This is a genomic window from Citrobacter sp. TBCS-15 (assembly GCF_005280815.1).
Lineage (GTDB): Bacteria > Pseudomonadota > Gammaproteobacteria > Enterobacterales > Enterobacteriaceae > Citrobacter > Citrobacter werkmanii.
Window position 1 is genome coordinate 481,401 of the sequence record NZ_SZWK01000101.1, and the last position, 15,083, is coordinate 496,483.

Annotated in this window: 14 protein-coding genes; 8 read left to right on the forward strand and 6 right to left on the reverse strand. The window is 52.1% G+C overall.

All coding sequences use genetic code 11. The features are described from left to right. Positions 1-6 precede the first annotated feature (6 nt). Positions 7-453, reverse strand: a complete 447-nt coding sequence (gene csdE, locus FDW96_RS05410; protein ID WP_137365318.1) for a cysteine desulfurase sulfur acceptor subunit CsdE — start codon at positions 451-453, stop codon at positions 7-9. Continuing rightward, entirely contained in the window at positions 453-1,658 is a 1,206-nt protein-coding gene (csdA, locus tag FDW96_RS05415) for a cysteine desulfurase CsdA (RefSeq protein ID WP_061382376.1), read from the reverse strand. Before csdA ends, csdE begins: the two co-directional genes overlap by 1 nt. A gap of 192 nt (positions 1,659-1,850) precedes the next feature. On the opposite strand from csdA, the gene FDW96_RS05420 reads away from it, so the two are divergent. The 4 genes from FDW96_RS05420 (at position 1,851) to rlmM (ending at position 4,865) form a co-directional block, all read left to right on the forward strand. Next, positions 1,851-2,078 carry a YgdI/YgdR family lipoprotein gene (locus tag FDW96_RS05420; protein WP_016154261.1) on the forward strand — a complete coding sequence of 76 codons (228 nt, stop codon included), beginning with the start codon at positions 1,851-1,853 and terminating at the stop codon, positions 2,076-2,078. A gap of 362 nt (positions 2,079-2,440) precedes the next feature. Further along, positions 2,441-3,358 (forward strand): glycine cleavage system transcriptional regulator GcvA, encoded by a 918-nt coding sequence (gcvA, locus tag FDW96_RS05425; protein ID WP_038633269.1) that lies wholly within the window; start codon positions 2,441-2,443, stop codon positions 3,356-3,358. A gap of 18 nt (positions 3,359-3,376) precedes the next feature. After that, a complete protein-coding gene (locus tag FDW96_RS05430; RefSeq protein WP_003034037.1) occupies positions 3,377-3,772 on the forward strand; it encodes a DUF423 domain-containing protein in 396 nt (131 codons plus the stop codon). Next, positions 3,765-4,865: a 23S rRNA (cytidine(2498)-2'-O)-methyltransferase RlmM gene (gene rlmM / locus FDW96_RS05435; protein WP_042310750.1), complete on the forward strand. Its 1,101-nt coding sequence runs from the start codon at positions 3,765-3,767 to the stop codon at positions 4,863-4,865. The genes FDW96_RS05430 and rlmM overlap by 8 nt, the downstream gene beginning before the upstream one ends. Before the next feature lie 43 nt (positions 4,866-4,908). Here rlmM and fucR read toward each other — a convergent pair whose 3' ends face one another. The 4 genes from fucR to fucI all read right to left on the reverse strand — a co-directional run bounded on the left by fucR (position 4,909) and on the right by fucI (position 9,407). Next, positions 4,909-5,628, reverse strand: a complete 720-nt coding sequence (gene fucR / locus FDW96_RS05440; RefSeq protein ID WP_042310748.1) for an L-fucose operon activator — start codon at positions 5,626-5,628, stop codon at positions 4,909-4,911. Between the two features lie 65 nt (positions 5,629-5,693). After that, the gene (fucU, locus tag FDW96_RS05445; RefSeq protein ID WP_137365319.1) at positions 5,694-6,107 is read right to left on the reverse strand and encodes an L-fucose mutarotase; all 414 of its coding nucleotides are present in this window, start codon (positions 6,105-6,107) and stop codon (positions 5,694-5,696) included. A 1-nt stretch (position 6,108) separates the two neighbouring features. Beyond that, positions 6,109-7,527, reverse strand: a complete 1,419-nt coding sequence (gene fucK, locus FDW96_RS05450; protein WP_137365320.1) for an L-fuculokinase — start codon at positions 7,525-7,527, stop codon at positions 6,109-6,111. Between the two features lie 104 nt (positions 7,528-7,631). Continuing rightward, complete coding sequence (gene fucI / locus FDW96_RS05455; protein WP_137365321.1) at positions 7,632-9,407, reverse strand: L-fucose isomerase; 1,776 nt, start codon at positions 9,405-9,407, stop codon at positions 7,632-7,634. A 465-nt stretch (positions 9,408-9,872) separates the two neighbouring features. Between fucI and FDW96_RS05460 the strand changes: the two genes are divergently transcribed. The 4 genes from FDW96_RS05460 (at position 9,873) to FDW96_RS05475 (ending at position 15,017) form a co-directional block, all read left to right on the forward strand. Then, entirely contained in the window at positions 9,873-11,372 is a 1,500-nt protein-coding gene (locus FDW96_RS05460; RefSeq protein ID WP_137365322.1) for a sugar ABC transporter ATP-binding protein, read from the forward strand. A gap of 3 nt (positions 11,373-11,375) precedes the next feature. Continuing rightward, on the forward strand, positions 11,376-12,359 hold the full coding sequence (locus FDW96_RS05465; RefSeq protein WP_042310741.1) for an ABC transporter permease: 984 nt from the start codon (positions 11,376-11,378) through the stop codon (positions 12,357-12,359). 73 nt (positions 12,360-12,432) lie between these two features. After that, positions 12,433-13,383 carry an ABC transporter substrate-binding protein gene (locus FDW96_RS05470; RefSeq protein ID WP_137365323.1) on the forward strand — a complete coding sequence of 317 codons (951 nt, stop codon included), beginning with the start codon at positions 12,433-12,435 and terminating at the stop codon, positions 13,381-13,383. Between the two features lie 53 nt (positions 13,384-13,436). Beyond that, complete coding sequence (locus FDW96_RS05475) at positions 13,437-15,017, forward strand: FGGY-family carbohydrate kinase (RefSeq protein ID WP_137365324.1); 1,581 nt, start codon at positions 13,437-13,439, stop codon at positions 15,015-15,017. Positions 15,018-15,083: the final 66 nt, after the last annotated feature.

Genomic DNA, 15,083 nt, shown 5'->3' on the forward strand with positions numbered 1-15,083 from the left:
CCGTCGTTATCCGGCTTGCCGGGCAGCATCAAGAATCGCCTCGTTCAACGCATGCAGGCCCTGGCTTCGTGAGGCGCTGAGCTGCCCGCTTAACCCTAACTCGTCAAATAACGCCATGGGTGAATGCGTCCGTAACTCGGCTTCGGTTTTACCTTCAACGGCGGTGAGCAATACCGCCAACAGCCCGCGCACAATGCGGCCTTCGCTGTCGCCGAAGAAATGCAGAGTGCCATTCTGGTGCAGGCTATATCCCAGCCAGACGCGGTTTTCGCATCCCGCAATCTCTTTTGCCTGCGCCCTTAGCGCATCCGGCAGCGCCGGAAGCTGCTTGCCCAGCAGAATTAGCTGACGATATTTATCCTCCCACTGGGTGAGCGGGGCAAACGTATTACGCAACGTATCTTCCGTTACGGTTGTGCCAAACGGGTGTCCGGCGAATAAAAGGCTTGTCATTAATCCACCAATATTTCCAGCGCGCGGTCAACGGCTGCGACCAACGCATCCACATCACTTTGCGTATTATAGGGCGCAAAAGAGGCGCGTAGGGTCCCGGATACGCCCAGCTCCGCCAGCAGTGGTTGTGCGCAGTGTTGCCCTGCGCGCAGCGCAATGCCATATTCGGCCAGCAGCGTCACCATATCACTGTGATGAACGCCAGCGAAATCAAAGGCTAACAGGCTAGAGTCCTGACAACGGAAGGAACGAAAACCGGGACGCTTCGCCAGGGCGTCTTCTGCCAGCGTCGCCAGACCCCGGCTCCAGTTTTCGGCCTGCGCAACATCGACATCCGCCAGCCATTCGAGCGCCGCGCTTAACCCGATGACGCCAGCTACGTTAGGCGTACCGGCCTCCAGCTTCCAGGGGGCCGCCTGGGTAGTGAAACCGTCAAAGCTGACTTCGCTAATCATCTTGCCGCCGCCGAGCCACGGTGACATGGCTTCCAGTAATTCTGGCTTACCATACAGTACGCCAATACCGGTAGGGCCATACAACTTGTGGCCCGAGAAGGCATAGAAATCAATATCTAACTGCTGCACGTCGGCGGGGAAATGCACAATTCCCTGCGCGCCATCTACCATTACCACCATGCCAGCCGCATGGGCGAGCGTAATGGCGCGGGCTAAATCCGGACAACCACCGGTAACGTTCGACATCTGCCCCAGCGCCAGAATGCGACTGCGCGGAGTGATGAGTTCAACCAGACGCTCGACGTCCGGTAGCAAATGGGCGTTGAGCGGGAGTTTGACTACTCTGGCTCCCGTTTGCTCAGCCACCATCAGCCACGGAACGAGATTGGCATGATGTTCCGCCACGCTGACGATAATCTCATCGCCCGGCCGTAAGCGCGGACGCGCATAGCTTTGGGCAACCATATTGATAGCTTCCGTCGTGCCACGGGTCCAGACTATCGTTTTGTCATCCGGGGTGTTGATCAGGCGTGCGGCCTTTCCCCGTGCGGCCTCATAGCGCGCGGTCAGGCGTTGCGCTTCGGCAAACTGACTGCGATGCACGTTTCCGGCGCTCAGGCTATAGAATTGCTGGGTTGCCTCAATCACGGCTTGCGGCTTCAGTGCAGTAGCAGCGCTGTCGAGATAGACGCCGGCATCGTTGAGTGCGGGAAATTGCGCACGAAACTGCGCGGGATTAAATGCGTTCATGATCATCCTCAGTTCAATAAACCGATCGTCGCGCAAAACAGGCGCTGACACAAGAGTTGTGCTAACCATCGGAATACTCTGGATATCCTGGCAAAGTCCTCACAGTGTCTTATGCTAAATAGCGTTAGGCGAGCAATTTTGCCTGTTACGGAGTGTGTTTTTAATAGCATAAATCGCTTTAAGGAGAAGAAGATGAAAAAGACTGCCGCAATTATCTCTGCCTGTATGCTGACTTTTGCCCTGAGCGCCTGTTCTGGATCGAATTACGTGATGCACACCAACGATGGTCGATCAATCGTATCTGATGGCAAGCCACAGACTGACAATGAAACGGGAATGATTTCGTATAAAGACGCTAACGGCAACAAACAGCAGATCAACCGTACCGATGTGAAAGAGATGGTAGAACTGGATAACTAACCGGTCGCCATCGACATAAAGTCGGACAAAAAAAAGCACCGCAATTTGGCGGTGCTACATTAATCACTATGGACAGACAGGGTAAATGTACAGGAAGTGAAAAAGGGTAGCTTTGCTACCATGGTCTGAATCGCAGACCAATTGCAAACACAACAACACAACATCACAACCGTAAGCCAAAAGCCCACCAGAACACGCATTCCGATAAAACTTTTCGTTCCGGCTTCAGGAAGTGCCGCCACTATAGGTATTTGCTGGTAGAACCTCAACGGACAATTTATAATGGCTCAGATAAAAAAAACTAATAGGTTACAGCCTGTTAGATAATTGTTAAATTCATTTAACATCAAAGCCTAAAAGTCATGTCAAAACGATTACCACCCCTAAATGCATTGCGTGTTTTTGATGCTGCAGCGCGTCATTTGAGCTTTACCCGCGCAGCGGAAGAGCTTTTTGTGACGCAGGCCGCAGTAAGTCACCAAATCAAGTCACTCGAGGATTTCCTGGGGCTGAAGCTGTTTCGTCGACGCAATCGATCTCTGTTGTTAACAGAAGAAGGTCAAAGCTATTTCCTCGACATCAAAGAGATTTTTTCGCAATTAACTGACGCGACGCGTAAACTTCAGGCACGCAGTGCAAAAGGTGCGCTTACCGTTAGTTTATTGCCCAGTTTCGCGATCCAATGGCTGGTGCCCAGACTCTCTAGCTTTAACTCAGCTTATCCGGGAATCGATGTCAGGATCCAGGCGGTGGACCGTCAGGAAGACAAACTGGCTGATGATGTTGATGTGGCGATTTTCTACGGACGCGGCAACTGGCCGGGTCTGCGCGTTGAAAAATTGTACGCAGAATATTTATTGCCGGTCTGCTCGCCGCTGTTACTCACCGGTGATAAACCACTGAAGACGCCGGATGACCTGGCAAAACACACATTATTGCACGATGCATCGCGGCGTGACTGGCAAGCCTATACGCGCCAGCTTGGCCTGAATCATATCAACGTACAGCAGGGACCTATCTTCAGCCATAGCGCCATGGTGCTACAGGCTGCTATCCATGGACAGGGGATTGCGCTGGCGAATAACGTCATGGCGCAGTCCGAAATTGAAGCCGGACGTCTGGTCTGTCCGTTTAACGATGTTCTGGTCAGCAAAAACGCGTTTTATCTGGTTTGTCATGACAGTCAGGCAGAACTGGGTAAAATAGCCGCCTTCCGTCAGTGGATACTGGCGAAAGCGGCCTCGGAACAAGAAAAATTCCGCTTTCGTTATGAACAATAAATTACGTAGGGTATTAACATGACCAGCCGTTTTATGCTGATTTTTGCCGCCGTAAGTGGTTTTATCTTTGTGGCGTTGGGCGCCTTTGGGGCACATGTTCTGAGTAAAACCCTTGGTGTCGTAGAAATGGGTTGGATCCAGACTGGCCTTGAGTATCAGGCGTTTCATACGCTGGCTATCTTCGGGCTGGCCGTCGCCATGCAGCGACGCATTAGCATTTGGTTTTACTGGAGTAGCGTGTTCCTGGCATTAGGGACGGTGCTGTTTAGCGGCAGCCTGTATTGCCTCGCGCTCTCTCATTTACGCCTGTGGGCGTTTGTTACCCCCGTCGGCGGTTTCAGCTTCCTTGTAGGCTGGGCGCTGATGTTAGTGGGCGCTATTCGATTGAAACGTAAGGGCGTTAGCCATGAATAAGGTTGTATTGTTGTGTCGCCCGGGTTTTGAAAAAGAGTGCGCCGCAGAAATTACGGATAAAGCAGGACGTCGGGAAATCTTCGGTTTCGCCCGCGTTAAAGACAATGCGGGCTATGTGATCTTCGAATGCTATCAGCAGGACGATGCCGAAAAGTTAGTGAAAGAACTGCCGTTTAGCTCGCTGATTTTTGCCCGTCAGATGTTTGTTGTGGGCGAACTGCTGCAATATTTACCGCCGGAAGATCGTATTACGCCAATTGTCGGCATGTTGCAGGGCGTGGTGGAAAAAGGCGGCGATCTGCGGGTCGAAGTCGCCGACACCAATGAAAGCAAAGAGCTGGTTAAGTTCTGCCGTAAATTTACCGTACCGCTGCGCGCGGCGCTGCGCGAAGCGGGCGTACTGGCAAAATATGAAACGCCGAAACGTCCGGTGGTTCATGTTTTCTTTATCGCCCCTGGCTGTTGTTATACGGGTTATTCCTGGCCTGACAATAACTCCCCGTTCTACATGGGGATTCCGCGCCTGAAGTTCCCGGCCGATGCCCCGAGCCGCTCAACGCTGAAGCTGGAAGAGGCGCTGCATGTGTTCATTCCAGAAGATGAGTGGGACGAGCGTCTGGCCAACGGCATGTATGCCGTGGATTTAGGCGCATGTCCGGGTGGTTGGACCTATCAACTGGTTAAACGCAACATGTGGGTTTATTCCGTGGATAACGGTCCGATGGCGCAAAGCCTGATGGATACAGGGCAGGTCACCTGGCTGCGCGAAGACGGATTTAAGTATCGCCCGAATCGTAACAACATCTCATGGATGGTGTGCGACATGGTGGAGAAGCCGGCGAAGGTTGCCGCGCTGATGGCGCAGTGGCTGGTCAACGGCTGGTGTCGCGAGACGATCTTCAACCTCAAACTGCCGATGAAAAAACGTTACGAAGAGGTATCGCAGAATCTGGCCTATATCCAGGCACAGCTTGATGAGCATGGCGTCAATGCCCAGATTCAGGCGCGTCAGCTGTATCATGATCGGGAAGAAGTGACCGTACACGTGCGTCGTCTGTGGGCGGCCGTCGGCGGTCGTCGGGACGAGCGATAACGCTAAACATAGACCGGATGGCGGCGTAAACGTCTTATCCGGTCTATGTTGTTTCAATCAGCTGTGTATCTGACACGATATGCGTCACATCATCCAGATGCCCAATCCGGGCCTCCCCGGAACGATTTAACTTACTTTTATCGATCAGCAATAAAGATTGCGATGCGCGCTTAAGCATAATGGATTTGAATTCTGCGTTGGTGGCATTGGAGTCCCAGAGCGCGCCATCGCTGTCGATCCCTTCGCAGGAAAAAATAAACAGATCGATATCGAGGGATTTTAGCTGCGAGATGAGCGCGGAATTAACATAACAGCCGTATTTACGTTCAAGGCGGCCGCCAGAGCTGATGAGCTGAATGTGTTCGCGTTTAGCCAATTCCTGACAAATGGGGTGGCTGTTGGTGAAAACGAGAATGTCGATGTCCGGTAGCTGACGCGCCAGATACCAGCAGGTTGAGCTGGCGTCTAAGGCGATCACCATTCCTTCTTCAATCCATGCCAGCGCTTCCCGCGCAATATCCGCTTTGTGCGCATAGTGACTTTTGAGTCGAATATGAAACGGGTCGCCACTGTCCTGATTTTTCCGGTGAATGGCCTTGGCCCGCCCGTGATTGCGTAGCACTTTGCCCCGGGTTTGTAATTCACTGAGATCGCGGCGGATGGTCTCTTTGCTGACGTTTAGCTGCAAAGACAGGGCTTCGGTTGTCAGGCTTTTGTGGTGGGTAAGCAGATCTACAATTGCCTGCTGGCGCGCCGCTTTCATGTTCTGATCCTCATCTTATGCAGAATGCCCGTATCAGACGGGCATTCTGACCAGAGATTATGGCGTTACCCTTTTTTTAAAAGAATATTCCCGTACTTTGCCCGCTCTCCTGTGATAACGATCGCAAACGCCTTTTGCGCGCGTTCGTAAAAGGCATAGCGGTCAATACGCGTGATGTCTGGGCAGGGGGCCTGCAAGGAAAGCGCCTGACGATAGCGAGTCTCGACGTCAGGATCGAGAGCGTCGCCTTCTACTGCGGCCATCATCACCAGCGGCGGGGCGTAGCTGTCCAGTTCAAAAAGCGGAATAATCGCCTGCAGCAGGTCGCTGACCAGCAGACCGTCGGCGCGAATCACCTGCGGTCCCATGCTGTGAGCCGGAAAATGGGCATCGGAAAAGATAATCTCATCGCCGTGACCCATCTCAGCCAGCACCTTCAGCAGGTCGGGAGAAATTAAGGGTGATATCGTTTTGAGCATGTTACTCGACTCCTGTCAGTTCAGATTCGGTTTGCGGATAGAAGTAACGGTACTGGTAGCGCACCTGGGCACGAGCCTGTTCCGGGGAGGTAAATTCGCCCATACCTGACCAGGCAAACATCGCGGCGCCTGCCACAGTGGTTTCGGCGTCATCCAGCACTTTGACAGGGATCCCGAGAACGTTCGCTTTAATCTGGTTCCACAATGCGTTACGGCTGCCCCCGCCAACCAATAACAATTCAGAGGCCTGGAAATGACCGATTTTTTCCAGCGTGTGCAAATTCCGCTGCAACTGTTCTGTCAGTCCTTCCAGCGCGGCGCGATAAAAATGCCCGCGGGTGGTATTGAGCGTAACCCCTTGCCAGCCCGCATTCTGAGAGGCCAGCAGGTTGCAGTGCATCTTGACGCCTTCTGCGCCAGCAGGAATGGACCGGGCTTCGTCAATCAGCGTCTGCCAGGGCGTTTCGGCAGTCCAAAACAGCTTACGCACCCATTCGAGTACACCGGAGGCCAGCCACTGCATGCCGGGATTGTACAGTCCGGCCTGGCTATCTAATTCACAAGTGGAACCCGCATAACGGCTGAGCAGAGAGGTGTCCACCTGCGCACTGCGCACCATCAGAATTTCCCATGTACCGGAAGAAAGCACCGGTTCGTCTGGCTGAGCTCCCGCACCAAACAGCGCAAACTGCGTGTCGTGCCCGGCAGATATCACCGGAATACCCACTGGCAGCCCGAGCAGGCTGGCGGCCTCGTGTTGCAGTACCCCAATCTGTTCGCCCGCTTCCACCAGACGTGGAAACAGTCGGCGCGGTATGCCGGTTGCCTGCAAAATGTCATCACTGAAATCGCGTTGCTGGATGTTCAGCATCTGGCTGGTGCCCGCCATAGTGATATCTGTGGTGAACTCGCCGGTTAAACGGTGGTTGATAAGCGACGAAATAAACAGCCAGGCGTGTGCCTGTTCGAGCAGTTGTGGATGGTTTTCTTTCAGCCACACCAGTTTATACAGCGTGTTGAAGCTGAACGCGCCGACGCCGGAGATTTCCTGCAGTTGCTGGGGCGACATGTAGCGATGGATGTTTTCCATCACTGCTGCGGTGCGCGGGCACTTCCAACTGATTACCGGATATAACTGCCTGCCGTGTTGATCGACCAGCGCACCGTCTACGCCGAAGGTGGTGACGGCGATCCCGCAGATACGGCAATTGACCAGTTGCGTGGAGAGCCGCTGACAGCAGTCGGCGAAGCGTTGCAAAATGGCTTCCAGCGACCACTGATGCCAGGCGCCGTTCTCCACGGCAATATCACTGGCGTTGGGCGTTGAGGCGCGGGCGATAATTTTTCCCTGTTGGTCAACGGCAATGGCCCGCACGTTGGTTGCGCCACAATCGAGGACCAGAATAACGTCTTGTTTCATAATCGCTCCCGAGACGTTGCCGGATGGCGGCGTAAACGCCTTATCCGGCCTACACGTTGTGCTCCTGTAGGCCCGGTAAGCTTGCGCCACCGGGCGGAGTCGCATTAACGCTTATACAGCGGGCCGTAGTTTTGGCAGGCACGATAATCCTGGCCTTCGCTATCCATACCGTGGGCCGCCCAGGCTGAAGGACGATAGATTTTTTCGTCTTCCACGTTGTGCATGCAAACCGGAATACGCAGCATGGCGGCAAGCGTAATAAAGTCTGCGCCGACGTGACCAATCGTCAGCACACCGTGGTTTGCACCCCAGTTAGCCATGACGGAATAGACATCGCTGAATGGACCTTTACCGGTTAAGCGCGGGGCAAACCAGGTGGTCGGCCAGGTCGAGTTGGTACGCGCATCAAGCTGAGCATGCACCTCTTTTGGTAACTCCACGCTCCAGCCTTCGGCGATTTGCAGTACCGGTCCTAACCCTTTGATAATATTGATTCGAGTCATGGTGAATGGCACACCGCCCTCGGTCAGGAAGCGAGAGGAATAACCGCCGCCGCGGAAGTATTCGTGAATAGCCGGACACCATTCGGTCGCCGCCAGACAATCATCAGCCTCTTTCTGTGAGATTTCCCAGTGCGGCTTCATGGTTGGTTTCCCTTCGCCATCGCGCTGCTTGCAGGAACCATCCAGTGCAGCCGAGCCGGAGTTAATCAGGTGAATAATGCCGTGCTCAGCCAGCCCGGTCAGCGGTTTACCCGTGACACGCTCCACCGCCTCTGGCGACCAGAAGGTGCGCACATCAGCAAAAACCTGTGCTGTACCGGTGAGCTGGTGACCAAACAGCATCGCTACGCCGTTGAGACTGTCGTTTTCAGTCGCGACAACGAACGGCTCACGCACGCCATTCCAGTCGAAGGAGCTATTCAGCAGTGCTTCGGCAGTGTCGCCGTTTGGATATTGATCCGTCCAGTGACGCTGGCCCTGGAATCCCGCGGCAATCGCGTTGTAACCCAGCGATTCTTCAACACGACCTTTGTCTGCTAGTTTCTGATTGCCTTGCATCATGTCGCGGATGCACATCGCCATCAGCAGGCTTTCTTTCAGTACCGCGCGGCTCTGTTCTTCGTTACGCTTATACTGTTGGGCGTTCTGATCTTCGCCGTAGCGGAAATGTTTGTCTGCCCACGCCAGTGCGATATCCAGTTCAGCTTCGTCATAAATTTTCTGGTCAATTCGACGGCGAAGTTCAGTCATATCAACAGGTTGAACCTTCATTCCCAGCCAGGATTCAAAGAAGTTATGATCGACAATAGAACCGGCGATGCCCATAGAAACGCCGCCTACGGATAAATAGCTTTTACCTTTCATACTGGCAACGGCTAAGCCCGCCCGGGTGAAACGCAGCAGTTTTTCTTCGACGTCGGCGGGGATGGTGGTGTCGCCGGCATCCTGTACGTCGTGACCGTAAATGGAGAACGCGGGCAGACCTTTTTGATTATGCGCAGCCAGCGCGGCAGCAAGATAAACGGCGCCAGGGCGTTCTGTGCCGTTAAAGCCCCAGATTGCTTTCGGACGCATCGGATCCATGTCGATGGTTTCGCTGCCGTAGCACCAGCAAGGGGTAACGGTAATCGTTACGTCAACATTTTGGCTGCTGAACTTTTCTTCACAGGCTGCGGATTCCGCCAGACCGGCAATACAGGTGTCGGCAATTACACATTCAATTTGTGCGCCACAGGCATGGCGAAGTTTTTCCGTAATAAGCGCGGCGGTGGCTTTCGCCATATTCATGGTTTGCTCTTCAAGCGACTCACGTACCCCCATACGACGACCATCAATAACCGGGCGGATACCAATCTTCGGTAAGCTATTTTTTCTCATTCGAGGTTCCTCATCTCACTTTGTGCCGTGCTGCAAAAGCGGATGTTGGACACCACTGTCGCAGTTGGCTGAATTACCCATTTTTGCTAACTCGAGTTAGCTTAGGTATTGGAGAGTTTTTTACACAACTTTTTTGTTATGGAACTGTGAGAGGCTTCACGAGAAGTGGTTAAAATTCGATCTGCGTCAAATAAACAAATATGCAGATTTTTAATAAAAACCTTTTAAATCATGAATATATAATAAATTGTCTGTTCAGCATCACAGTTTTAAACCAAATGATTTGGCTAATTTGAGTAGCTAAAATAGCTTTAAAAGGCACTTCGCTAACTCGAGTTAGCATGATTGATAAAACGCATATGAACTTGTAAGTAGTATTCGCATTAACGGTGACGATGGCTCTCTGGCAATCTTGTTTTCGCCTGATTCACTGACTGCAGTTTCTGTATATTGAGGAAAGCAGCAATGTCTGAAACATTTTTACAGATGAGTCATATTACGAAACGTTTTCCCGGCGTATTAGCGTTGAGTAATGTGGATTTTGCTTTACGCAAAGGTGAGGTTCATGCGCTGCTGGGTGAGAATGGCGCAGGAAAGTCTACGTTGATGAAGATCTTATCCGGTGTTTATCAGCCTGATGAAGGGGATATTATTTTTGAGGGGCAGTCGGTTACTTTCGCTAACCCGTTAAGTGCACAAAGTGCAGGTATCACGATTATTCATCAGGAATTTAACCTCTTCCCTGAACTCACCGTTGAAGAAAATATATTTATTGGCAGGGAGTTTTGCAAAAATAATCGCTGGCGTCTGGATGAAAAACAACAGCGACAGGCTGCTATCGATATTTTGCAAAAGTTAAACCTGAATATCGCGCCAGATACGCTGGTTGCCGATTTGACCGTTGCTCAACAACAAATGGTTGAGATAGCTAAAGCGATATCGGTCAATGCCAAGATTCTTATTATGGACGAACCTACGGCAGCACTTACGGAAACGGAAATCGACAGCTTATTTCAGGTAACCCGTTTATTGAAAGAACAGGGGACTGGCATTGTTTACATCTCGCACCGACTGGAGGAGCTGGCGCTGATAGCCGATCGCGCTACGGTAATGCGCGATGGGCAGTTTATTGCCACCGTGGATTATGATGCGGTCAAAATTAGCGACCTGATTGCCATGATGGTCGGGCGCGACCTCGGTAATATTTATCCTCGCCGTAAACCTTTGGCTCAACGTAAGCCCGTGTTGGAAGTGAGTGGGCTAACGCGCAATGGTGTATTGAACAATATCGATTTCACGCTTTACCAAGGAGAAATCCTGGGCTTCGCCGGCCTGATGGGCGCAGGGCGTACTGAGCTGGCACGGGCGATTTTTGGCGCGGATCCCATTGATGGTGGGACCCTCAAGCTGAACGGTAAAGTTACGGTGATTAAAGATATTCCTGATGCTATCCAACAGGGTATCAGCTATTTAACCGAGGACAGGAAAAAAGAGGGGCTGGCATTAGGACTGTCCGTTGAGCGCAATATTATGTTGGGCAATTACCCTGAGTATTCCGATCGTTTTGGCAATGTGGACAGCACACGTTGCCAGAAAACCAGTGAGGAACAGGTTAAAGCCCTACGCATTAAAACACCACATTTAGAGCAAGCTGCCTTGAATTTAAGTGGTGGTAATCAGCAGAAAATTATTATTGCCCGATGGGTGTGTAAAGACACCGATATTCTCATCTTTGATGAACCCACTCGCGGGATTGATGTGGGGGCCAAACTTGAAATTTATGAATTAATGAATCGGCTGGTGGCAAAAGGGAAATCAATTATCATGATCTCCTCTGAATTACCGGAAGTGCTGGGTATGTGCGATCGCATTTTAGTGATGCGTAATGGGCATATTACCGGAGAGCTAGCTTCTGATGACGCCACACAAGAAAAAATCATGCAATATGCGACGTTAGAGGACTAACTTATGACTATCTCTGTAACCTCTTCAGACAGCAATAATAAGAAAATAAAAATTAACAAAGAACTTTTAATGCGCCTTGCGCCACTTTTAAGTCTGATTATTTTGGTGATATTTTTTAGTTTTGGTTCGCCATTTTTCTTTAACACTGAAAACATTATGACAATTGCCCTGCAAACCTCGGTGATTGGCATTATGGCGATTGGCGTTACCTTCGTCATTATCACTTCAGGGATCGACCTTTCTCTCGGTTCAGTCGTGGCATTTTCTGGTGTCGCGGTAGGTATCTGCGCCACGCTAGGTCTGCCTCTGCCCGTCTGTATTTTTGCGGGTGTACTGGCTGGAGGATTATGCGGCTATATCAATGGTCTACTGGTCACCAAAATGACTATCCCGCCTTTTATCGCCACGCTGGGTCTGATGATGTCCGTCAGAGGTATCAATATGGTGATGACCGATGGCCGCGCGATTTACTTCGCTGATTACCCCACCTTCAAAATGCTGGCCCAGGGACGGTTGTTTGATGTGCTGCCATATCCTGTCTTTTACCTGGTGGTGGTGGCGCTCATCGCCGCCTACATCCTGAAGAAAACGGTGATAGGCCGCTATGTTTACGCAGTGGGCAGTAATGAGGTGGCGGCACATCTTTCCGGGATTAAAGTGCAACGCGTCAAAATTTTTGTCTACGCCTTTTGTGGTCTGCTGACCGGGATTGCCGGCGTGATTCTGGCTTCTCGTTTGAACTCTGGTCAGCCGACGGTCGGCGTGGGATATGAGTTGGAAGCTATCGCGGCGGTCGTTATTGGCGGTACCAGTCTGATGGGCGGGATTGGCACCATCGGCGGCACCATCATTGGCGCATTCATTATGAGCGTGTTGAAAAATGGTCTGAACCTGATGGGAGTTTCCCAGTTCTGGCAAATGGTGGCCATGGGTGTAGTGGTCATTGCAGCGGTTTATCTCGACACATTACGCAAAAAAATTCGTTGATTTACGCTCCCGGAAGTCACGGGACATCATAACCCTGACGTTTAGGGTGACTCACTCAGAACGGAGTAAAACAATGAGAACCAGGAATTTTGTCTATGCGTTATCCCTGCTGGCCTGTATCACATCCAGCGTTTTGGCTAAAGATATGAATCTTCCCGTGGTCAGTAAAGGTTTCCAGCATGAATTCTGGCAAACCGTAAAAATGGGGACGGAAGCGGCAGCAAAAGAGTTGGGTGACAAAACCAGCTATGTGGGCCCGGCGGATGAAACTCAGATTGCCGAGCAGATTCAGTTAGTTGAAAACGCGATGGCGCAAAAACCCAATGGACTATTGCTGGCCGCGTTAGATGCCAATGCACTGGCGCCATTAGTTGAGACCGCAAATTCACGCGGCATTAAAGTTGTGACCTTTGACTCCGGTGTGAATTCTGATATTCCGGTCAGTTTTGTCGCCACGAATAACCGTAAAGCCGGGGCTGAAGCGGCAGACGCGCTGGCAGCAGAAGTGGGCAACAAAGGAAAAGTGGGCATTATTGCGCACGTAGCAGGGACCTCCTCAGCGATTGAGCGTTCGGAAGGGTTTATTGCCCGCATGAAGGAAAAATATCCGGATATCCAGGTGCTACCAGTCCAGTACAGCGATGGCGATCCGCAAAAAGCGATGGATAAAACCATCGATATGATCCAGGCCAACCCGGATATTGCAGGGATTTATGGCACGAATGAAGGCTCAACACTCGGCGTAGCAAACGCAATTGATAGTCAAAACCTGAAAGGCAAAGTGAAGGTGATTGGTTTTGATAGCACCGAGGCCATTATTGCCTTCCTGAAGTCCGGGGTGATTCAGGGCTTTGTTGTGCAGGACGCCTACCAGATTGGCTATCAGGGTATCAAGACGCTGAATGCGGCGGTATCCGGTCAGTCTGTACCAAAAGAGATTGATATTCCGGTGAAATTCGTTAGTGCGAAGAACATTGATACCCCAGAAATTGACAAGCTGTTACACCCATTCGGTAAAAAATAAGAGCGTTGGGGCGAGGTACTCGCCCCACTATTAGCTAACGTCAGGGAGTTACTATGAGCAGTGGATATTTCCTCGGTGTGGATGTCGGCTCTGCCAGTGTCAGGGCGGGTGTGTTCGATGCCAGCGGCAAACGCTTGGCCTTTGCGACACGCCCTATCTCGCAGTTTCGACCCGGCCCCGCTCGGGTTGAGCAGTCATCTGCAGAAATCTGGCAGCAGGTTTGCGATGCGGTTAAGGGGGCGGTATCGTCATCCGGGATCTGCATTGAGGATATCCGTTCACTGGGATTCGATGCCACTTGTTCATTGGTGGCTCTCGACGAGCAAGGGCAGGGCCTGGCGGTTTCACCAGGCGAACCATCAGACCATAACATCATCATGTGGATGGACCATCGCGCGGTGCAGGAAGCTCAGCATATTAATGCTACGCAGGATCCGGCTCTGCGTTACGTTGGCGGTGAAGTCAGCGTCGAAATGGAGCTTCCCAAGGTGCTGTGGCTAAAAAAACACTTTCCTGCAACCTGGAACAGTGCGCATCGTTTTTACGATTTGGCTGACTACCTTGTCTGTAAAGCCACCGGGAGTGACGTGGCCGGTCTGTGTACGCTGACCTGTAAATGGAACTATCTGGCTCATGAACAACGCTTTAGCCACTCTCTGCTCGACGCCGTAGAGTTAACGGATTTAACGGGCAAAATTCCGTCGCATATTCTGCCACCAGGCGCTGGCGTTGGAACGCTTAGCGCCGATGCGGCCGAGGCGTTGGGGCTGACGACTGCAGTTGTCGTCGCCAGTGGGATGATTGATGCCCATGCAGGCGGTTTGGCGCTTGCTGGCGTTGAGCCTGCGGGAACGTTAGCGTTGATTAGTGGAACGTCAAACTGCCATATGCTGTGCAGCGAACAGGAAATTTATACGCCGGGCGTATGGGGACCGTATTGGTCTGCCATGCTGCCAGGCTACTGGTTGACGGAGGGAGGGCAAAGCGCCGCTGGGGCATTGGTCGACTGGACGCTCCAGGAATCAGGTGCGAGTGCCGAGCTGTTTCATAAGGCCGAGGCGCGGGGTTGCCATCCGATCGTTTTAGTCAACGAATGGGTTGCGGAACTTGAGAGGAAGGAGTCTGAACCTGGTCGTTATTTGCATGTGCTGGCCGATCACCATGGCAATCGCTCCCCCCGCGCGCGACCCGATGCCCGGGGCAGCGTTTGCGGCTTGACTCTTGAGCGAGGCGAGATGCAGGTGGCTCGCCTGTACCTGGCGACATTACAGGCGATTGCCTGCGGTACGCGGCATATTATGGAAGTGATGCGTGAAAACGGCCATACCATTTCCCGAATGGCGCTGTGCGGCGGCGCAACGCATAACCCGCTGTGGATGCGGGAGTATGCCGATGCTACCGGATGCGATATTCATCTTATGCAGGAGGAAGATGCAGTGACGCTAGGGGCAGCTATCACCGGCGCGGTAGCAAGCGGCGCGTGGGCAAATATTCCATCTGCATGCCAGGCGATGGTTCGCTTCGGCGAGGTTATTAAGGCTAATCCGGCACGGCGGGACTTCTATGAGCGCAAATACCAGGTCTATCTGATGATGTGGGATCAGCAGCAGGCGATTAAACAGCTTATGCAGTAAGACAAAAGTTTAAAATACTTTTATGATTGGAGATTGACGTTTTTGGATGTGGACTGGGGCATATAA